This is a genomic window from Sphingobium sp. TKS (genome assembly GCF_001563265.1).
Lineage (GTDB): Bacteria > Pseudomonadota > Alphaproteobacteria > Sphingomonadales > Sphingomonadaceae > Sphingobium.
The window spans coordinates 435,376-455,920 of sequence record NZ_CP005084.1 but is presented as its reverse complement, the minus strand read 5'-3'; the positions used below and the strand labels follow the sequence as shown (position 1 = coordinate 455,920).

Genomic DNA, 20,545 nt, shown 5'->3' with positions numbered 1-20,545 from the left:
GCGGCTCATTCCGGCTTGCAAGGCGGGAAGGGCTGGCGGATGGATGGTAAGCGGAGGTCAGTTCGCCTTTCGAAGTGAGGGTGCCGGTGCGCGTGGCGAAAAGTGACAGGACGAAAGAGCGTATTCTGGGCGCGGCGGAGCGGCTTTTCGCGCGCCAGGGGATCGAGGGCACTTCGCTTCGGGAAATCTCCACGGCGGCCGGCCTGTCGAATATGTCGAGCGTCCAATATCATTTCGGCGGCAAGGACGAGTTGCTCGAAAGCCTGTTCACCCACCGCATGCTTCAAATGGAGGAGCAGCGCGGGAAAATGCTGGAGCGGGCGGAGAAAAACGGCCTTTTGGGCGATATCCGGACCTTGATGGAGGTCATCTGCCTTCCTCATCTCGAACTGACCGATGCGGATGGCCGGTACAACTACGCGGAATTTCTGACGCAATATCTTTTCCGCTATCGGCCACCGTTGGGGCCACTCACCGATCCGCCAGAGCCGCCTGTGCCATTGCACCTCTTCCACGTTCAGAAGCTGATTCGCGAGCGGTTGGCCTTTCTCCCCGAAGAAGTCATCGTACGCCGTCTCGTGACAGGTGTGATGTGTTTCCTCACAGTCCTCGTCAACCATAAATCCTTCGCGATTCCGGGTGGAGGGAAGGGGCAACTGGAAGCGGCCCTTGCCGATACTCTCGACCAGATCAGCGTGGCGCTTGAACTGCCCTTTCGGGGGTGATGACGGGATTTTCCGCGTGACATGGCGGTGCTGGGAAAGGCTCCTGCACTGCGTTGAACGGATGGCCGGGGCCAGAAAATCCGCCGCGCATAACGGAAAAAATTATGTAACACTTGCATTAAAATCTAATAGAGATTAGGTATGTCTCCAGCGAGACTGGCTGACGGTTGCTGTTGTTCGCCGTGCCGCTGTCCGTTTGCATAAGAAAGGCGGCCTGCAGGGCCGGTCATGCAGCAGGAGAGGGTCTGAATGCGCGCTTCATATGCCTGCCTTCAATCCCATCCCCGATCCGGGGGCATCGATAATTTGCCGCCGCTTCCGGACATTGAAAATGAGATGAGGGAGAGACGTTGACCATGTGGCAATCCGATCGAGTGACCGGCGCGAACATCGCGTCGCGCAGGATGTGGCGACGCCGGGTGGCGTTGGCCGCTTCGGGCGCCGCTGTTGCTCTTCTGCCTGCATCGCTCCTTGCCCAGACCGTGATGCCACAGCCGCAAATGCCCTCGTCGCAATTCGCGGGGCGGGTCGCTGCGGGCACGAAGCCGAGTTGGCCGAGGCAGCCCCAGGCGCCCAAGGGCGCGCCCAATGTTATCCTGATCCTGACCGACGATGTGGGTTATGGTGCTTCGAGCGCCTATGGCGGTCCGGTCCCCACGCCGACCTTCGATGCCTTGGGGCAGCGCGGGCTGCGCTATACGCAATATAATAATGCGGCGATCTGTTCGGCGAGCCGCGCCGCGCTGCTGACGGGGCGCAACGAACATGCGGTCGGCATGGGGACCGTCACCAACGCGCCGACAGGCTATGAAGGCTATACCAGCGTCATGCCCAAATCGGCGGGCACCGTCGCCGAGATGCTGAAACAGAACGGTTATATGACCGCAGCAATCGGCAAGTGGCACCTCGTCCCCGAATGGGAAGAAAGCCAGGCCGGGCCGTTCGACCGCTGGCCGACACAGCAGGGTTTCGAATATTATTACGGCTTCATTGGTGCCGACACGGACCAGTTCGCGCCATCGCTGATGAACGGCACGACGCCGGTCGAGCCGCCGCACAATGATCCGGCCTATATATTGGATCGGGATTTGGCCGACCATGCGATCGCCTGGATCGATCAGCAGAAGCAACTGGCGCCCGACCGCCCGTTCTTTATCTATTACGCCACCGGCAGTACCCATGCCCCGCATCAGGCGCCGGCCGAATGGCTCGCCAAGTTCCGCGGGCAGTTCGATCAGGGGTGGGACTTGATGCGCGAACAGAGCTTCGCGCGCCAGAAGAAGCTGGGCGTCATTCCCGCCGACGCGAAGCTGACGCCGCGACCTGCCTTCATTCCGGCCTGGTCGTCGCTGCCGCCGGAGAGGAAGAAGGTGTTTTCACGCCTGATGGAGGCCTATGCCGCCGAGTTGGCCTATGCCGACGCGCAGATTGGCCGGGTGATCGATCATCTGAAGGCCGAAGGGCAGCTCGACAACACGATGATCGTCTTTGTGCAGGGCGATAATGGCGCCAGCGGCGAAGGCGCCAAGCAGGGTTCGCTCTACGAACAGGCCTTCATCAACCAATATGCCGAGCCTTTCGAAGACTTGGTTCAGAATATCGACAAGATTGGCGGGCCGGAAGCCTATAATAATTATCCGACCGGCTGGGGTTGGGCGATGAACACCCCGTTCCAATATTATAAGCAGACCGCTTCTCACTTTGGCGGGCTGCGTGATGGAATGATCATCTCATGGCCGGCAAGGATCAAGGATGTCGGCACATTACGGTCGCAGTTCCATTATGTGACCGACATTGTACCGACCATTCTCGACGCGGCGGGCGTACAGGCTCCTGCGGTTCTGAATGGTGTGCAGCAGATGCCGATCGACGGCATTTCCATGGCTTACACCTATACCGCGCCCGCCGCGCCGTCGCAGCGCCACACCCAGGTATTCGAGATCATGCAGAATCTGGGCATCTATCATGACGGCTGGTGGGCGGGCACGACGCCTACCAACGCGCCCTGGGAATTTTTCAAGACGGTCGGCACCACCGATCCCAATGATCGCAACTGGGAACTTTACCATGTTGCGGAGGACTATTCCCAGTCGAAGGATCTGGCCAAATCCAACCCCAAGAAGCTGCGCGAGATGCAGCAGATTTTCTGGGCCGAAGCGGCACGCAACAAGATCCTGCCGATCCATAGCGCGACCGAAGGTGCGGCCGGTGTTCCCAGCCTGCGGGGAACTCGGACCAGCTTCACCTACAAGCCCGGCCTGACCCGTGTGCCGCCGCGCGCCGCACCGGAAACGATCGGGCACAGCTACACCATCACCGCCGACATGGCTTTGCAGAATGCCGATACTAACGGCGTGATCGTGACGCAGGGCGGCAAATTCGGTGGTTATGCCCTCTATCTCGACAAGGGCGTGCCCGTCTTTCACTATAATGCCATCGGCCAGCGGCAATATCAGGTGCGCGGCGGTCAGGCGCTGGCGCCGGGCGATCATCAACTCAAGGCCGTTTTCAAGACCGATCAGCCCAAGGGTGGTTCGGGCGGCACGATGACGCTCTATGCCGACGGGCAGCAGGTGGGTTCCGGCCGGATCGACGCGACGCTGTTCGCCCGCATCTCGCTCTATGAGGGGTTCGATGTCGGGCAGGACAGCCTCTCGCCGGTGAACAAGGATTATACGATCGCGAACAGCAAATTCGGCGGTGAGCTCAAGAGCGTCACCTTCGACATGGAGAATTAGGCAAAGCAACACAGACGTCAGCGCGTTTTGGCACGTCGGACGTCTTGTGACGAAAAGCCGCGATATGCGGCCAAGAGGGAGGAGAGGACAATGACAGGACGCAGGAATATGGGCAGCAGGTTGATGATGGCACGCGCCGGGGTGGCGCTTGTTCCGATCGTCATGGCTGCATTGCCGGTAGCGGCGATGGCCCAGGCGGCAGGGACACAGGCGGATGCGCCGCAGGCGGCCGAACCGAATGTCGGGGACATCGTCGTGACTGCGCAGCGTCGCAGCGAAAGCATGATGAGCGTGCCGGTCGCGATTTCCGCCTTCAGCGGGGATACTCTGGCCAAGGCGGGCATCGCGAACGTTCAGGCCATTCAGGTCGCGACCCCCTCGCTGATCATCAACAATACGGGTCCGAACGTCCAGCCCTTCATCCGCGGCGTCGGCAGCCGCCTGTTGCAGAACGGCTTCGATCCGAGCGTCGCAACCTATGTCGACGGGCGCTATATTTCGCGGCAGACCGCGATTTCGCTCGACCTGTTCGACGTGCAGCGCGTCGAGGTTCTCAAGGGGCCGCAGGGCGTTTTGTTCGGTCGCAATGCATCGGCGGGCGCCATCCGGGTGATCACCAATGAGGTGAGCGACCAGGCTGAAGGCATGTTCAAGGCCGGATATGGCAATTACAACCATCTGACGGTGCAGGCGATGGGCAATATGCCGATTTCCGACAGCTTCGGCATCCGCATCGCGGGCATGACCGACCAGCATGACGGTTTCGCCACCAACATCGATCCGCGCGGCCGGCGCGAATGGGACGACAAGAATATGTCTGCCGTTCGCGGCAAGGCGCGGTTCGACAATGGCACGGTCGACGCCAATCTGACGCTCAGCTATTGGCGTCAGAATGATGAGGCGGGCAATGACACGGTCGCGCTGGGTCCGCTGCAATATCATACCGGTATCGTTCGGGGCGGGACGACGGGCGTGGGCATCAAGCAAGTGTCGAGCCAGGTCGATCGATCGATCAAGAAGCGCGAGTTCGCTGGCGAGTTTGATCTGGGCATCGATCTGGGGGGAGCTCGGCTGTCCTCGATCACCACCTATGCCGATCTCAACAATGTCCTGAGTTTCGATGGTGACGGCACCAGTGCAATTCTGGTCGACGCATTCGTAAAGGAGAAAACCAAGACCTTCGCTCAGGAATTGCAGATCAGTTCAGATAATGACGGGCCGATCGAATGGATCGCCGGTCTTTACTACTTCAACGACAAGACCGGCTATGATATCTTCATCGACAACGGATCCCGTCTCTTCTCGCAGGGGCATCAGTTCGTCAAGACAACTTCCTATGCCGGTTTTGGGCAGTTGGGCTGGAAGGTGTCCGACGCATTGAAACTGGTCGTGGGTGGCCGCTACACGAAGGATAAGAAGGCGGTCAGCTTGACCCCCTCCAACTATAACGGCATTCCCACCGTCTCGCCCTCTAATTCGGATGAGGCATCCTGGTCGAAGTTCACGCCTACCGCGACCCTTGAATATAGTTTCGCTGACTCGATGCTTTATGCAAAGTTTGCGCGCGGCTTTAAGAGTGGCGGTTATAATTATCCCTATGGCGGATTGGCGCCGGTCAATCCGGAAGTGCTCGACATGTACGAGGTGGGGCTCAAGAGCAGCCTCTTTGACCGTAAGGTCCGCCTGACCTTGTCCAGCTATTATTATGACTATAAGGATCTTCAGGTGTCTCGCGCCGCGACCGAGGGCAGTGCGGTCATCATCACGCAGAATGCGGCGAATGCGCGTCTTTATGGTGTCGACGCCGATCTGACCTGGAACGTCACGCGCGACCTGACCTTCTCGGGCGGCTTTGCCTGGCAGCATTCGGAATATCGCAACTATGACCTAGCCACCGCGAAGGTGTTCCGCGCCTTGCAACCGGGCGGTTCCGGGCCAGGCATGATCGATATTCCCTATGATGCGGATGGGGAAAGCCTGCTTCGGGCGCCGGCCTTTTCTGCCTATGCGTCGGTCAACTATTCGATCCCGGTCGGTAACGCAAAAGTGCCGGTCAACATCGCCTATTCCTACAAGGGCAGCTATAAATTCGATTTCATTGCAAACCCGTCGACCGAAGTTCTGCGGCAGAAGGCCTATCATCTGGTCAACGCACGTATCGGCTACGAGCCGGATGGTGGCCGATGGTCGGCCGGCTTCTGGGTCAATAATCTGTTCCGGGAGCGCTATTTCGATGACGTCGTGGCGTCCGGCACGGGTTTTCGCGGTTCCTATGGCGCGCCCCGCACTTATGGCGCTGACCTGACGTTCCGGTTCTGATCGGGGTATGAAGTGAGGCTCGCCACGCCCGAGTGCCGGGCGCGGCGAGCGAGAATGTTGCGAAAGGGCAGGATTATATGGCGGGCAGGTTGCGGAAGATCCATGCGATGAGCCTTATGGTCCTGGCGCTGACTCCGCTCGCTCCTGGCGCGGCGCAGGCACCCGCGCAGGAGGCTCCCTCCGCATGGCCGCGCACGCCTGTACCGGCCAAAGATACGCCAAATGTGCTGGTGATCCTTACCGATGATGTCGGGTTTGGCGCCGGCTCGACATTCGGTGGCCCTGTACCCACGCCAACCTATGACGATCTGGCGCGACGCGGCCTGCGCTACAACGCCTATCACAACAGCGCCATTTGTTCGGCGACGCGCGCGGCATTGCTGACGGGACGCAATCCGCATAATGTCGGCATGGGGCGCGTCACGAATGCCCCGACCGGCTATCCTGGCTATACGGGTTTCATCCCGCCATCTGCCGCTACTGTCGCGAAAATTTTGCGCCAGGACGGGTTTCGAACCGCTGCATTCGGCAAATGGCATCTGATCCCGGACTGGGAGGAGGGACCCGAAGGACCGTTCGATCGCTGGCCAACCGGCATGGGTTTCGAAGATTATTATGGGTTCGTGAGTGCCGACACGGATCAATATCATCCGGCCCTCTACCGCGGCACGACACCAGTGGCGCCTCCGAATTCGCCGGGTTACATTCTGGACGCTGACCTTGCGGATAAGGCTTCGGACTGGATCAGGCAGGAACGGCAGCTGGCGCCTGACCGTCCCTTTTTCCTCTACTTCGCGTCAGCGAGTACCCATGCCCCCCATCATGTCCCGAAAGATTGGATCGATCGCTTCAAAGGCAAGTTCGATGCAGGTTGGGATCGCATCAGAGAGGAAAGCTATCGCCGGCAAAAGGCGATGGGGATCATCCCGGTCACCAGCAGGCTGACGCCGCGTCCCTCCTTTCTTCCGGCCTGGTCCTCGCTCAGCTCCGATCAGAAGCGCCTGTTTGCCCGGATGATGGAGGTATATGCAGCGCAACTGGCCTTTGCCGATGCGCAAATTGGGAAGCTTATTGAGACCCTCAAGGATACGGGGGCACTCGACAACACGCTCGTCATTTTCAGCCAGGGTGACAACGGCGCCAGTGCCGAAGGCGGTGCAACCGGATCCCTTTACGAGCAGGCCTTCATGAACCGTTTCGATGAGACGGTGGAGGAAATGCTTGCCCATATCGAAGATCTTGGTGGGCCGCGTTCCTATGGGAATTATCCGGCGGGGTGGGCTTGGGCGATGGACGCGCCCTTCCAATATTACAAGCAGACCGCATCGCATTTGGGTGGTGTCCGAAATGACCTCGTGATCTCCTGGCCGGCCCGGATCAAGGATGTCGGAAAAGTGCGGACGCAGTTTCATTTCGCGTCGGACATCGTTCCGACCATATTGGAGGCGACCGGAGTGAAAGCTCCTGCCACGCTGGACGGTGTACCGCAGAAACCACTGGATGGCGTTAGCATGGCCTATAGTTTTGACAGCCCCAAGGAACCATCGCACAGGCGAACGCAGGTGTTTGAAACCATGCAGAATCTGGGCATCTATCATGATGGATGGTGGGCCGGGACGGTCCCACTTGAAGCGCCCTGGGATTTTTTCAAACCCGATCAGAAGAAGGGGAATGAGGGACGGGAGTGGGAGCTTTACGACCTTCGAACCGACTATTCTCAATCGATCAATCTCGCTAAGCGCGATCCGCAGAAATTGAAAGAGATGCAGACGCTTTTCTGGGCAGAAGCGAAGGGGAACAATATCCTGCCGATCCATGCTCCGTGGGAAGGTCCAAAGGGCCGTCCGTCGGCTATTCCGGAGGGTAAAGGGTTCTCCTTCAAGGGATCAGTATCTCGTTTGCCAACAAGCGTGGCGCCGAACACGGTTGGAAAGTCGTTTACGATCGATGCGGAAGTTGTACTCGACGAACGGGCCAACGGGGTCATCGTCACCCATGGCGGCCGGTTCGGTGGCTATGCACTTTTCATGGATCAGGGAAAGCCGACCTTCCACTATAATGCGCTGGGCGCTGAACAATATATGATGCGTGGTGATCAATCGCTGACATCGGGCTATCATCGCCTCAGGCTAGAGTTTCATATTGCCAAAGCTGTCCCGGGTTCGGGCGGTGAGTTCAGGCTCTTCGCCGACAACAAAGAGGTTGCTTCAATGAAGGGAGCCAGGACGATCGCGACTCGTAACTCCCTGCGCGAAGGGATGGACATCGGGCAGGATAGCCTCACACCCGTGAGTGAGGCGTATGGAACAGATAACAGCATACTTCAGGGTCGAGTATTGGACATTGAATTCAACTTCCTCGAATGAAACCGCGCACCGCTGTTTCCTGCAGACGTCAGAAATCTACAGTCCATTTGCCCTTGGAGTATTGAGAATGCTCCAGATCGGGGAACGGCGGCTTACTCCGGGCTCCTTTCAGAACCCGTCCTTCCGCAATCGGCCAGTTTTTGGGCGTCCAAGATGGAAAAGCGGACCGGCAGAAACTGGGACCGGAAAATCCGGGGCTGAGCGTCCTGCATGGTTTAGGGTTTCGGGCGCTTGCGTACGAAAGCCTCCCATGCAGGAACCCGCGATTCCAGCAGGTTGCCCTATGGGGATTTATGCTTCCGGTTGGTTCGGCTGGATAAGAGAGGAGCGCTGATGGACGCGCGAGGGCGGCGGAACGGCTGGTGTTGGGATGCGCCAGAGGCGTGTTCGCCGTTGTGACCGTGATAATGCCAAGAGCCGACACCGGCCCAGCCATCGCCGGGCGCATGTCGTTTTGTTGACCACCGCGCGACATGCGGGGCCGTAGCGACGGGCTGATCATGCCGGGTCATGAGACGGGCTCCCGGATCGGCAGGGTTGGCTTGGGCGGCGCCCGTGGCTGACCCCAGCGCGCAAAGGTCTCGATGACGATCATGCGCCCGCCACAGCACGGGCATGGTGGGCAGGTGTCGAGCGGGGTTTCGGGCATTGGCACCTCCGGCTCTGACGGGACGGCCAGCAGTTTGCGGGCGAGCGCGAGATTGTCCCTGCGCGCTGCGCTGGCGAGCAGACCGTAGTGGCGTATTCGATGGAAGCCGCGCGGCAGGACGTGGAGCAGGAAGCGGCGGATAAACTCGTCGGCGGTGAGGGTCATGGTGCGGTGGCGTTCAGCGCCGTCGCGCCGATAATCCTTGCAGCGGAAGGTGACGCCGTTTGCATCAAAGGCGACCAGGCGCCGGTTCGAGATGGCGACGCGGTGGGTGTAGCGCGACAGATAGGCGAGCACCGCCTCCGGTCCGGCAAAAGGCGGCTTGGCATAGACGACCCAGCGCTTCTTGCCGACCGGCGCCAGGTGCCGCAGGAAGGTTCGACGGTCGGCTAGGCCGGTCATGGCTCCGTAGAAGGCGAGCCGCCCTGCGTCGTGGAGGACGGTCAACCGGGTAAGGAAGAGCCGGCGAAACAGTTTCCCGAGCACGCGCACCGGCAGGAGGAAGGCCGGACGCGACGAGATCCAGCGGCTTCCATCGAACGCGATGCCGCCACCCGGCACGATCATGTGGACATGCGGATGGTGGGTCATCGCCGATCCCCATGTGTGCAGCACAGTGGTGATGCCGATCCGGGCACCCAGATGCCTGGGGTCGGCGGCGATGGTCAGCATCGTCTCCGACGCTGCTTTGAACAGCAGGTCGTAGAGGAGCGCCTTGTTCTGCCACGCGATGGCGGCGATCTCCGCCGGAAGCGTGAACACGACATGGAAGTAACCGACGGGGAGTAGGTCCGCCTCCCGTTCGGCCAGCCAGGTGCGCGCGGCGGCGCCCTGGCATTTGGGGCAATGCCGGTTCCTGCAGCTGTTAAACGCGATCCGCCAGTGCCCACAGTCCTCGCAGGCCTCGACGTGACCGCCCAGAGCAGCGGTGCGGCAGGTCTCGATCGCGGACATCACCTTGAGCTGGTGCAGGCTGAGATGCCCTGCATGCGCGGCCCGGTACGTCGGCCCGGCAGCCCGGAAGATGTCGGCGACCTCAAGGTCGGGGCGCACCGGCTCAGCCGGCGGGCGTCTTGCCCTCCATCAGCGCCATGAGTTGGTCGAGCGGACCCGACACGGCGTGGATCGTTCGGGTGGACACCTTGGTGTAGAGCGCGGTGGTCTCGAGCTTGCTGTGGCCCAACAGGACCTGGATCACGCGGATATCGACATCCTGTTCGAGCAGATGCGTGGCAAAGCTGTGGCGCAGCGTATGGGGACTGACGCGTTTACGGATGCCGGCCACCTCGGCCGCCTCCTGAACCGCGCGGTGCAACTGCCGGGTCGAGATCGGGTCAGTGACAGTCTGGCCCGGGAACAGCCAGCCATGCGGGATCAGGACCCCACGCTTCCTGCCTTCGCGCCACCACATCCGCAGCAGTTCGAGCAACTGCGGGGAGAGCATGGCATTGCGGTCCTTGCCGCCCTTGCCCTGTTCGACGCGGATCAGCATTCGCGTGCTGTCGATATCGTCGACCTTGAGGTGGGCGACCTCCGACACGCGCAGGCCCGCGCCATAGGCCACGCCCAGCGCCGCTTTGTACTTCATGCCCGGTGCGGCCTGGAGCAACCGCGCGGCCTCCTCGACGCTCAGCACTTCCGGCAGCCGGGGCACGATGCGGGTGATCACCAGCGACCGTGACAGATCCCGCCGCTTGAGCGTGACGGTGTACAGGAAGCGGAGCGCCGACACCGTGCTGTTGATCGTGCTCGGCCTGACGCCACTCTCGTGCTGCATGAGCTGGAAACGGCGCAGGTCTTCTTCCGTCGCGGTGTCGGGAGGGCGGCCAAGGAAGGCAGCCAGACGCTTCACATGCCGGACATAATCCTTCTGGGTGTGGGGACCGAGACCCCGCATCATCATGTCGTGCTGCATCCGCTGGCGCAGCGGGCTGATCGGGGCGGTGTTGATCGAGACAGTCATGGTAAGTTCCTCTTCGCTGAAGGAACTTCCAACCTCAGAGGGCAACCTCGCCCCGCTAAAGGCCCATATTTACCGCACTACCGCGCCCCAAGCGACCCTCCCGCGGAGCGGGTCGTCTAATCGCCCCTCTGTCAAGCCAGCCAAATCATTCGTTCGTTCATTCATTTATAACTGTTGCCAAGCGTATGCCGGGTACAGGGTCGTCTACGCGGTCGATGCAAGTTGATCGCCGCAGGATGGGTTCCGTAGGCAAGATCTTCCTATGTTCGTGACGCAATCTGCTCCCAAAGGCCAGTTGCTTCCCGCTTCGCGGAATGATCTCAGCCGCGTCCCCGGCAGGGACGGCTCGGCGCGTCCTCAAAGGACGCTATCGGTAAACTTTAGATGCGCTGGTGACAATGTGCCGTCGTTCATCAAGTTGGCGCGGCGGCTCCAGCATTTGGATCAAACAGCTCGCCTGTCTTCAGCATTGCGTGCATGATTACCGCCAGTTTGCGCGCGAGCGCGACTGCAGCTCGTTTGAAACCAAGCCGCTCCTTCAGCGCCAGGGCCCAGGTACGCAATGCGTTCGTCTCTGTCGACCTGTTCAAAATGACCGAGGCTGCCTCGTACAAGAGGGTGCGTAACTTAGCGTCGCCGCGACGGGAGATATGACCTTCATAATCCACCTCTCCCGATTGATACCGCTTTGGGGTCAGACCGACCCAGGCGCCTACAGCGCGCGAGTTTTTGAAGTTGATCGAATCCTCCACTGCTGCTGCGAAGGCCGTGGCAGTGACCGTACCCACACCAGGCACGGACGTGAGCAGGCGGCAACGTTGATCCGCGCCGGCCATCGCAACCAGTTGCTTGGTCAATTCCGCAACGCGAAGCCGGATATCTCCCCAGGCTTTAAGTAGAGGTAAGATGATGCGTGCCAAATTGTCCTCGCCTTCCAAAAGCGAAATTATATTGCGGTCGAAGACGCTGCCGGCGCCTTTGGGCACTACCAGCCCAAACGTCTTCATCAGCCCACGTATCTGGTTCGACATCTGCACCCTCATCTTCATGAGTTGACGGCGGGCGGCGATCAGCGTCCTCATCAACATGCTGTCGAAGCCTTTGACGCGGACCTCCCTATAGAAACCAACTTCAGCCAGATGGGCCAGGCCGTCAGCGTCGTTCGCATCGGTCTTGTTGGCAGCCATATCGAGAGCGGCCTTGGCATGGCGCGCATCTATACAGATCGCCGGCAGACCTTCCGCAGTGAGGGCATGGAAAAACCATACCGACAAAGGTCCGGTCTCAAATACCACGCGCTTTGCATTCGGTGCGCGCTTTCGGATCACTTCTGCGAGAAGCTTCGGGTCGGATGCACACTTGCCACGCCAAATGCGCTTGCCGTCCTGACGAACCGATACTGAAGTGTCTTTCAGGGAGACGTCGAGTCCTATATGCTGATCCACGGTTGTCCTCCATATGATGCTGGGCCCGGTCCAAAATCGTGAGCCCATTCTTCATCTTATCGGGGGGCAACCAACCTTCCAGTAATCCCGTGCATCTGGCCAACGGCCGGCGCTCCCGCGATTACGTCATGTTCGTGCATGGGTCGAGACCAGAGTGACGTGACACCCAGCTTTCCACCAGGTGGATAGCGCGGTGACCCGTTCACGCGTCCAGCGGTTGCCGTGCCCGGTCATCAGCCCGTTCCGGTTGAGTATCCCATCGATCAGCTCGTCATTGGCGATGAGCACGAGTTGGCGCACGACGACAATGACGTCGGCCGGGGCGCTGTTACGCTGTCCCTTGCAGCGCTTGGGCAGTCGTACCTCGGTATGGACGCCGCCCGCCCAATGGATCAGCAACATGATCTCGGATGCGTCGCCGTCGATGTCAGCGATTACTTCTTGGATGAGAGGCGATTGTGGCCGCCTGTTCCATCATGATGCGGGCGAAGGCGGTGAGGTGCAGTCCGGCGAGCATTTGGGCATAACGCTCATAGTCTTTGACGAGGCGCCGAAAGCGGGTCGCCCATGCGAATGACCGCTCGACAACCCAACGACGTGGCAAGAGGACGAAGCCGTGATTGGCTTCGGGCAGCTTGACGACCTCCAGCATGATACCGTGCGTCGCTGCGGCATCGGCGGCACGGTCCCAGCTATAGCCCTGATTGACATAGGCGATGTCGACATGACCGCTGGTGACAGTTTGGATGAAATGGGCGAGCCTTTCGACTTTGCCAGGCTGGACGCTATCGATCAAGCGGCAGCGCTTCGGAAGCTGACCCGCAGCGCATTCATGACAGTCCCCATGACAGAGGCCGCCAGAAACGAAATCGAAGGGCGCCATTGAGGCATTGGCATGCCCCAGCCCGTTAACGACCTGGAAATGTGGGCCTGAGCACAGTTGATCATAAAGCAGCGTGACGTAAACCAAGCGCACCTCGCGTTCCCGAAAGCAGCCCTCCCCCAATCGGGATGCGCTGCTCAACAGGCGATGGCCCAGCTGGACATACCCAGTCTTAAAAGTTCAGCAGAAGCATCGCAAAAGAGTCACCGATCATTCGTGCAGTTGCAACATCGCTTCCCTAGTGACGCTGCGAGACCGGTCCGAAGAGACAGGTTCGATCCAAGGGGAAAATCATGATCAGCATGCGCAGCCGGGTGGCCTTGACGGCCTCCAGCCTCATATTCGTCGCCTTGAGCACAACGCATGCGGGTGCCGCTGACGCTGTCGCGGCCGACGCGTCACTGGATGACAGCGGCCTTGCGATGGTTGTCGTCACCGCCCAGAAGCGTCCCGAAAGTCTCCAAGCCACCCCGATCTCCATCTCCGTGATGCGGGGAGAGGACTTGATCAACCGCCATGTCACGTCACTTGTCGACCTGGGCGATGGCTCCATTCCCTCCCTGAAGATCGCGCCCTTCTACTCACGCAGTTCCGCGCTGGTCGTGAACATCCGGGGCATCGGCGTGCTGTCGGACGCCAACCAGCCTGCGCGCGATCAGGGCGTCGGCGTCTATATCGACGGCGTCTATCTGGGCCGCGCCCAGGGTCTGGGCACGGCGCTGTTCGACATCGAGAATGTCGAAGTGTTGAAGGGCCCCCAAGGCACCCTGTTCGGACGCAACACCGAAGGCGGCGCCGTCAATATCATCACCAGGAAGCCGAGCGGCGAACTGCACATGAACGCCACGGGCGGCATCGGCAATTTCGGCGCCTATAAGGGCGAGATGCATCTGGATCTGCCGTCGTTCAACGATATCGCGGTCAAGATCGACGGCGTGGTCGCACATCGCGACCCGCTGGTGAAAAACCCGCTCTCCGGCGCCGATGGCTTCAACCAATATGACAAGCGCGGCCTGCATGTCGAAGCGCTCTGGAAGCCCTCGTCCGATTTCAGCGCTGACTATTCCTTCGACATCTCGAAGGATGAATCGACCTCGCTCTACCTCAACCTGGTCGCGCCCGGTACCAACACGCGCGCTGCGATCGCCACCGTCCAGCCTGATCGCGTGCGTACCGCCAATGTCGGCGTGCCGTTGCAGCCGAGCGTTGGCAATGTGCACGGCCATCGCCTGACGCTTGAATGGCAGGCCGTGCCCGAACTGACGCTGAAGTCGATCAGCTCGTATCGCAAGTTGCGCCAGAGCCAATTTGACAATGCGTCCGCCTCGACCTCCATGTCCTCGCCCGCCGCGTCGTTGGCCGCGAACGCTGCTGGCGGCTTCACCAACTTTCAGTTTGCCCGCTACAGCCTTGCGCATTTCTGGCAAAATCAGCGAAGCCAGGAATTGCAGGCGATCGGCGATGTCGGCCGGGTTAGGTTCGTCGCCGGCGCGCTCTACTATCGCGAACATGTGTCGGACAATGCGCAGGCGTACAACACCAACATGTTCACCAACGCCGCTGGATCTGCCTACACGGTCCTTTCGCTCGATCCCGCCGCGCAGCGGATCGACCGCGCCAGCCATGTCACGACGAAGAGCATCGGCGCCTTCGGCCAGGCGACCTGGACGCCCGACATCCTGAACGACGCCGTACACCTTACCGGCGGCCTGCGCTGGACCAGGGACAGCAAGCATGGCGCGCTGGAGATCGTGAACGGCGCGCTGCCTGTGAATCGCAACGGCGTGTCCGGCGAGATCGGGCTGGACGCCAGCTGGTCGCGGGTCGACCCGATGGTCAATCTCGCCATCGATCTCAGCCAGGACATGCATGTCTACGGCAAATGGTCAACCGGCTACAAATCAGGTGGAGCCAATTCTCGCTCGCAGGAATATGACCCTTTCAACCCGGAATCGGTGTCCATCTTCGAAATTGGCGCGAAGACTGAGTTTTTCGACAATCACGGGCGTTTTAACATCGCCGCCTATGCCGGAACCTACAAAAATATCCAGGTCGACTTCAGCCGACCTTATGAAACCGGCGGCGTGCGCCAGACGCGTACCACGCTGTCGACGGTGAACGCGCCGGGCGAGGGCGGCGTGCACGGCATCGAGGCGGAACTGACGGTCAATCCGCTGGAGGGCCTGACGCTGTCGGCTTCCTACGCCTATCAATATGTCCGCATCCCCTCGACGGTGAACCCCTATCCGAATGCGACGGGCGTCATCAGCCCGACCGTGGTGCCGATCTATCAGACCTATACGCCCAAATATGCGGCCAGCGGCGCGATCGATTACGAGCTACCGATGAACGGCTTCACCATCCGCGCGCATCTGGACGGCAATTATGACTCGGGCTTCTATGTCAATGCCAACGACCCGGTCTATGTCGGTTCGGGCAGCGCATCGAATGTCTATCAGCCGATCGGCGAAAAAGCCTTCATCGTGAATGGCCGCCTCGCGATCGCCGACGTGGAGACAGGCAGTATGGACGCGAAGGTCAGCTTCGCGCTGTGGGCACGCAATCTCTTCAACGAACGGCATCTGTTCTACAAAGCGCTCAGCCCGACCTCGGGCCTCAATGGTTTCTTCAACGAGCCACGCACCTTTGGCGGCGAGATCAATCTTCGCTTCTAACGAGGGCGGGGACGATGGGCTGGGTCGCCATCGTCCCCCTCCGCCATTTGGATTTCACAATATTGCGCCAAGGTTGCCGATAAAGGCTCCGAAGAGGAACGTCCCATGAAGCTTCAGACCACCTTGCCCCTGATCGCGCTGCTGTTTGTCAGCACGGCCCATGCCGCGCCTGTCGAGGCTCCGCTGGTGACGCGGACGGCCCCAGACACTCTGACGATCAGCTGGACCGGTCGGGAACCTGTCGACATTTTTCTCTCCGATGATCCCGGCGCAAAGCCGAACGATGCGAAATTGGTGTCCAAGGAGGATCGCGACGGCACGGAAACGGTGAAGGTAGCAGCCGGCGAACGTGCCTATTTCCTGCTGAAGGGCCACAAGTCGGGCGATATGGTGCGCGTCGCGGAGCGCGTGCTGCCCCTGCAACAGGGATCGAACTTCCGCGACATTGGCGGTTATCCGGCCGCCGAAGGCAAGCATGTCCGCTGGGGTCTGATCTATCGTTCCGGCGGTCAGCCGCTTCTGACCGACGCGGATGTGCAGCAGATCCACGCGCTCAAGCTCGCGAACCTGGTCGATTTGCGGTCGAGCGAGGAGCGGGTGATCGCCCCTACCCGTATCGACGCTGTGCCCTATCAGGCCGTCGGCTATTCGATGCTGACGTTGACTGGCGGCGGCGCACCGAAAAATGGGCAGGGTGTCTATCGTAACATGCCGGCCATGATGGCGCCGCAATTGCGTTTGATTTTCCAGGATCTGCTCGCCCGAAAGGGGGCCATCGCCTATAATTGTTCGGCGGGACAGGACCGCACCGGCTTCGTCACGGCAATGATTTTGTCCGCCCTGGGCGTTCCGCGCGATACGATCGTCGCCGACTATCATCTCTCGACCACCTACAGGCGGCCAGAATGGGAAATGCCCAAGATCGACACCGCCGCCCAGGCGAACAATCCGGTTGCCATGTTTTTCGCGAAATATCAGCAGAACCCGGCAGCGGCTAAACCGCAGCCTCTGAAGGACGCCGACGGCACCCCATTTCTCAGCCATGCATTTAACGAGATCGATAGCCGATGGGGTTCGGTGGAAAACTATCTCGAACAAGAGATCGGTTTAACAAAGCTGGACCTGGCATCTCTCCGAGCTGGTTACCTCGAGTAGCGAGCGGATATTTGGCGTGACGGTTGCGTAGCCGCGGCATCCGACCCAATAGCCGTTCGTGGGCGATTTTCGCGTTCCAGATTCCGGCCCTCGTTCATGTTCCGATTAGCGCGGGAAACAACAGAGATTGGCTGGAGCAAGTGCAAACCGCCTTTGCATTAGAATCATGATGGAAGGGCATGTCAACCTCCTAAGCACATCATGCCCTCCACTTCACTATCGCCGCAGGTCCAGCGCGACGTCGACGATCATATCTTCTTGGCCGCCGACCATCTTGCGACGCCCGACTTCGGCCAGGATGGCGCGTGTGTCGAGCCCATAGTCCTGAGCCGCCTTTTCCGCATGGCGCAGGAAGCTGGAATAGACGCCCGCATAGCCCAGCGTCAGGGTTTCGCGATCCACGCGCACGGGCCGGTCCTGCAACGGACGGACCAGCTCTTCGGCGGCGTCCATCAGCGCATAGAGATCGCAGCCATGGTTCCAGCCATAGCGGTCGGCGGCGGCGATGAACACTTCCAGCGGCGCATTGCCGGCGCCCGCCCCCATGCCGGCCAGGCTGGCATCGACGCGGATCGCGCCGTTCTGCACGGCGACGATCGAATTGGCGACGCCCAGCGAAAGATTGTGGTGGGCATGAACGCCGCGCTGCGTCTCGGGCTTCAACACCCGGTCATAGGCCTGCAGCCGCGCCGCATATTCTTCCATATTGAGCGCGCCGCCGCTGTCGGTGACATAGACGCAATGCGCGCCATAATCTTCCATCAGCTTGGCCTGTTGCGCCAGCGCTTCGGGGTCGGTCATATGGCTCATCATCAGGAAGCCTGAGACATCCATGCCCAGGTTGCGCGCCGCCTCGATATGCTGTTTTGAAACGTCCGCCTCGGTGCAATGGGTCGCGATGCGTACCGAACGCACGCCCAGATCATAGGCATGCTTCAGATCGTGGACCGTGCCGATGCCGGGCAGCAGCAGCGTGGTGAGCACGCTATGCTCCAGCACTTCCGCCACAGCGGCGATCCACTCATAATCCGTGTGCGCGCCGAAGCCATAGTTGAAGGACGATCCGCTGAGCCCGTCGCCATGGGCGACCTCAATGGCGTCCACTTTTGCGTCGTCCAGCGCCTTGGCGATCTTCTTCACATGGTCGATGCCATATTGATGCCGCACGGCGTGCATCCCGTCGCGCAGCGTGACGTCCTGGATATAGAGCTTGGTCTGGGTCGGATCGAAGGTCATGCCGCGGCTCCTTCATGCATGCGGACGGCGATCTTTTCGGCGGTGCGCAGCGCAGCCGAGGTCATGATGTCGAGATTGCCGGCATAATCGGGCAAATAATGGGCGGCCCCTTCGACCTCCAGGAAGACGCTGACCTTGAGGCCGGTATATTCCCCATCCATCTCGGGAATGCGCAGCGGACGGTTCGACCCGATATGTTCGAACTGCACCGCCTGCTTCAGCCGGTAACCCGGCACATAGGTCTGCACTTCGGCCACCATGCGGTCGATGCTGGCGCGGATTTCGTCCTGACTGGCCTCTTCGCACAGGCAATAGACGGTGTCGCGCATGATCAGCGGTGGCTCGGCCGGGTTGAGGATGATGATCGCCTTGCCCCGCGTCGCGCCGCCCACGTCCACGATCGCCTGGCTGGTGGTTTCGGTGAACTCGTCGATATTGGCGCGGGTGCCGGGACCGGCGCTTTTCGAGGAGATGGAGGCGACGATCTCGCCATAATGCACCTTCGCCACGCGGTTGACGGCGTGGACGATGGGGATGGTCGCCTGTCCGCCGCAGGTCACCATGTTGACGTTCGACGCGTCGAGATTGGTCTCGCCGTTGACGGGCGGAATGGTGTAGGGGCCGATGGCGGCAGGCGTCAGGTCGATCACCCGCTTGCCATGGGCCTGGAGCAGTTCGTTGTGACGCTTGTGCGCTCCGGCGGACGTCGCGTCGAATATGATGGCGATGTCCTTGAACCCGTCCAGCGCGATCAGGCCGTCAATGCCCTCCGCCGTGATGGGCACGCCCATGCGCGCGGCGCGCTTGAGGCCATCGGATTCCGGATCGATGCCGACGAAGGCGCCCATTTCCAGCGTCTCCGACAGACGCATGATCTTTATCATCAGGTCGGTGCCGATATTGCCCGACCCGATGATCGCAACTTTGGTCTTGGCCATATTCCTCCAGCCTTTTCGTAACGGAATGCCCTTTGCCAACGCGGCGGGCGGCGATCCCTCTGGGCATGGAGAATAAGCGCGCTTTGGACTTGGCGCTACCGGGCGGAGTCGCTATCATCTCACATGATGAGAAAGAAGACGCCGCAGATCAGTTCGCTCAAGCGGACATTGGCGATGCTGGAGAAGGTCGTCGCGGACGGCGGGCAGAACAGCGTGTCCGCGCTGGCGAGGTCTGCGGATATTCCCGTGGCGACGGCGCACCGCCAGGTGACGACGCTGGTCGAGGAGGGCTATCTGACGCCGGTCGGGCGCGGGCGGCACGTCGCGGGGGCCAGGCTTTTGCAGCTTTTGCAGCGGCTCGATGAAAAGCAACTGATCGTCAATGTCGCCGCGCCGGCGCTGCATCGTCTGGCGGTCCGGGTGCGGACCATCGTCCAACTGGGGACGCTGGAAAATGAGATGGTCACCTATCGCCTGAAAATCGGTCAGGGCGCGGCGGGACTGTTCACCCGGGTCGGAATGCAGTTGGAGGCCTATTGTTCCGGAATGGGAAAGGTGCTGCTGGCCAATCTTCCCCGTGAGGAGCGGGATGCCTATCTTGCTAACGGGCCTTTCGTCGCCCTGACGCCGCGCACCATCGTCGACGCCGATGCATTGGCGAGCGAACTCGATCTGGTCGCGCGGCAGGGTTATGCGATCGACGATGGGGAAATTGCGGAGGATCTGACTTGCGCCGCCGTGCCGATCAGAAGGCCCGACGGTGTGGTGCACGCCGCCATCTCCGTATCGCAATCCGTGAGGGCGAGCAGGATTTCGCAGGCGGACGTGATCGATCTGCTGCGGGCCACGGCACAGGAGATCGAGCAGGTCGCTTTCAGTTAAGGCCTTTTGGGAAAGCTGTCAGCCATCCGGATATGGCGCCAAGCCGGTCAGACGGCCAGGTTCAGATAGAAATTCTTGAGCGCATGGGCGTCGTGGAGGGCGTTGTGCGGCATCCTGCTATTGGCGGCCGCGCTGAATCCCGCCGCGTTGATGAGTTCCAGATGAAGCCCGTCCAGGTCGATCATCTCCCCCGGGCCGGTCACGAGAAGGCTACAGAAATAAGCGATGTCGTCGGGCCAATCCGCTACGATCTGTGGATCGCGATCGCTCGCCAGATAGGCCTCCAGATGCAGCGCCGCATCGTTACGGTTCAACTGATGGTCGACGCCCGGTGGCACGAAGCGGAGATAGGGAATGACGTTTTTCTCCACCCACGGGTGGATCTCCGCCGGCAGGGGGAGAGAGACGTAAAAGTCCTGGTCGCCATATTCGGGGACGAGCGCAAGGCTGATGAGTTCGCCGCCAAAGCCATTATATTCAGTGTCGAGGAAATAACGCATGCTTCCTCCTTTGACGCGGCGCTCCCTTGCCGTAAACCCCCCGCCGGTGACGAACGGACGTCAGGCCGAGA

Annotated in this window: 14 protein-coding genes and 1 pseudogene; 7 read left to right on the top strand and 8 right to left on the bottom strand. The window is 60.6% G+C overall.

Translation table 11 applies throughout. The features are described 5' to 3' along the window. Positions 1–92: 92 nt before the first annotated feature. The 4 genes from K426_RS22880 (at position 93) to K426_RS22865 (ending at position 8,148) form a co-directional block, all read left to right on the top strand. The gene (locus K426_RS22880) at positions 93–725 is read left to right on the top strand and encodes a TetR/AcrR family transcriptional regulator (RefSeq protein ID WP_158511771.1); all 633 of its coding nucleotides are present in this window, start codon (positions 93–95) and stop codon (positions 723–725) included. 356 nt (positions 726–1,081) lie between these two features. Continuing rightward, positions 1,082–3,463, top strand: a complete 2,382-nt coding sequence (locus K426_RS22875) for an arylsulfatase (protein WP_066562697.1) — start codon at positions 1,082–1,084, stop codon at positions 3,461–3,463. A gap of 90 nt (positions 3,464–3,553) precedes the next feature. Continuing rightward, positions 3,554–5,782 carry a TonB-dependent receptor gene (locus K426_RS22870; protein WP_082749019.1) on the top strand — a complete coding sequence of 743 codons (2,229 nt, stop codon included), beginning with the start codon at positions 3,554–3,556 and terminating at the stop codon, positions 5,780–5,782. Between the two features lie 89 nt (positions 5,783–5,871). Then, positions 5,872–8,148, top strand: a complete 2,277-nt coding sequence (locus K426_RS22865) for an arylsulfatase (protein ID WP_237230166.1) — start codon at positions 5,872–5,874, stop codon at positions 8,146–8,148. A gap of 508 nt (positions 8,149–8,656) precedes the next feature. Here the strand turns inward: K426_RS22865 and K426_RS22860 are convergent. The 5 genes and pseudogenes from K426_RS22860 to K426_RS32645 form a co-directional block, all read right to left on the bottom strand. Continuing rightward, positions 8,657–9,850 (bottom strand): IS91 family transposase, encoded by a 1,194-nt coding sequence (locus tag K426_RS22860; protein WP_066562693.1) that lies wholly within the window; start codon positions 9,848–9,850, stop codon positions 8,657–8,659. A gap of 4 nt (positions 9,851–9,854) precedes the next feature. After that, positions 9,855–10,760 (bottom strand): tyrosine-type recombinase/integrase, encoded by a 906-nt coding sequence (locus tag K426_RS22855; protein WP_046764605.1) that lies wholly within the window; start codon positions 10,758–10,760, stop codon positions 9,855–9,857. Between the two features lie 413 nt (positions 10,761–11,173). Beyond that, positions 11,174–12,205: an IS110 family transposase gene (locus K426_RS22850; protein ID WP_066563851.1), complete on the bottom strand. Its 1,032-nt coding sequence runs from the start codon at positions 12,203–12,205 to the stop codon at positions 11,174–11,176. A gap of 126 nt (positions 12,206–12,331) precedes the next feature. Next, positions 12,332–12,607, bottom strand: coding sequence for a hypothetical protein (locus K426_RS22845; RefSeq protein ID WP_066562688.1), 276 nt, complete (start codon positions 12,605–12,607; stop codon positions 12,332–12,334). A gap of 25 nt (positions 12,608–12,632) precedes the next feature. Continuing rightward, positions 12,633–12,869, bottom strand: a pseudogene (locus K426_RS32645) (transposase); the annotation flags it as partial. A gap of 512 nt (positions 12,870–13,381) precedes the next feature. Here K426_RS32645 and K426_RS22835 point away from each other — a divergent pair. Together K426_RS22835 and K426_RS22830 are read left to right on the top strand one after the other, a co-directional pair. Continuing rightward, positions 13,382–15,763 carry a TonB-dependent receptor gene (locus K426_RS22835; protein ID WP_066562684.1) on the top strand — a complete coding sequence of 794 codons (2,382 nt, stop codon included), beginning with the start codon at positions 13,382–13,384 and terminating at the stop codon, positions 15,761–15,763. Positions 15,764–15,868: 105 nt separating this feature from the next. After that, positions 15,869–16,918, top strand: coding sequence for a tyrosine-protein phosphatase (locus K426_RS22830; protein ID WP_066562683.1), 1,050 nt, complete (start codon positions 15,869–15,871; stop codon positions 16,916–16,918). A gap of 216 nt (positions 16,919–17,134) precedes the next feature. Here K426_RS22830 and dmpG read toward each other — a convergent pair whose 3' ends face one another. After that, positions 17,135–18,154, bottom strand: coding sequence for a 4-hydroxy-2-oxovalerate aldolase (gene dmpG, locus K426_RS22825; protein WP_066562682.1), 1,020 nt, complete (start codon positions 18,152–18,154; stop codon positions 17,135–17,137). Then, positions 18,151–19,092, bottom strand: coding sequence for an acetaldehyde dehydrogenase (acetylating) (locus K426_RS22820; protein WP_066562681.1), 942 nt, complete (start codon positions 19,090–19,092; stop codon positions 18,151–18,153). The genes dmpG and K426_RS22820 overlap by 4 nt, the downstream gene beginning before the upstream one ends. Before the next feature lie 123 nt (positions 19,093–19,215). On the opposite strand from K426_RS22820, the gene K426_RS22815 reads away from it, so the two are divergent. Next, positions 19,216–19,974: an IclR family transcriptional regulator gene (locus K426_RS22815; RefSeq protein ID WP_237230164.1), complete on the top strand. Its 759-nt coding sequence runs from the start codon at positions 19,216–19,218 to the stop codon at positions 19,972–19,974. 47 nt (positions 19,975–20,021) lie between these two features. Here the strand turns inward: K426_RS22815 and K426_RS22810 are convergent, their stop codons facing one another. Next, positions 20,022–20,474 (bottom strand): hypothetical protein, encoded by a 453-nt coding sequence (locus K426_RS22810; protein ID WP_066562679.1) that lies wholly within the window; start codon positions 20,472–20,474, stop codon positions 20,022–20,024. Positions 20,475–20,545: the final 71 nt, after the last annotated feature.

Excerpts from the sequence above, each read along its gene's own strand:
- K426_RS22815 (WP_237230164.1), top strand. The coding sequence starts at position 19,216 with ATGATGAGAAAGAAGACGCCGCAGATCAGTTCGCTCAAGCGGACATTG.
- dmpG (WP_066562682.1), bottom strand. The coding sequence starts at position 18,154 with ATGACCTTCGATCCGACCCAGACCAAGCTCTATATCCAGGACGTCACG.
- K426_RS22835 (WP_066562684.1), top strand. The coding sequence starts at position 13,382 with ATGATCAGCATGCGCAGCCGGGTGGCCTTGACGGCCTCCAGCCTCATA.
- K426_RS22845 (WP_066562688.1), bottom strand. The coding sequence starts at position 12,607 with ATGTTGCTGATCCATTGGGCGGGCGGCGTCCATACCGAGGTACGACTG.
- K426_RS22855 (WP_046764605.1), bottom strand. The coding sequence starts at position 10,760 with ATGACTGTCTCGATCAACACCGCCCCGATCAGCCCGCTGCGCCAGCGG.
- K426_RS22820 (WP_066562681.1), bottom strand. The coding sequence starts at position 19,092 with ATGGCCAAGACCAAAGTTGCGATCATCGGGTCGGGCAATATCGGCACC.
- K426_RS22810 (WP_066562679.1), bottom strand. The coding sequence starts at position 20,474 with ATGCGTTATTTCCTCGACACTGAATATAATGGCTTTGGCGGCGAACTC.
- K426_RS22875 (WP_066562697.1), top strand. The coding sequence starts at position 1,082 with ATGTGGCAATCCGATCGAGTGACCGGCGCGAACATCGCGTCGCGCAGG.
- K426_RS22870 (WP_082749019.1), top strand. The coding sequence starts at position 3,554 with ATGACAGGACGCAGGAATATGGGCAGCAGGTTGATGATGGCACGCGCC.
- K426_RS22830 (WP_066562683.1), top strand. The coding sequence starts at position 15,869 with ATGAAGCTTCAGACCACCTTGCCCCTGATCGCGCTGCTGTTTGTCAGC.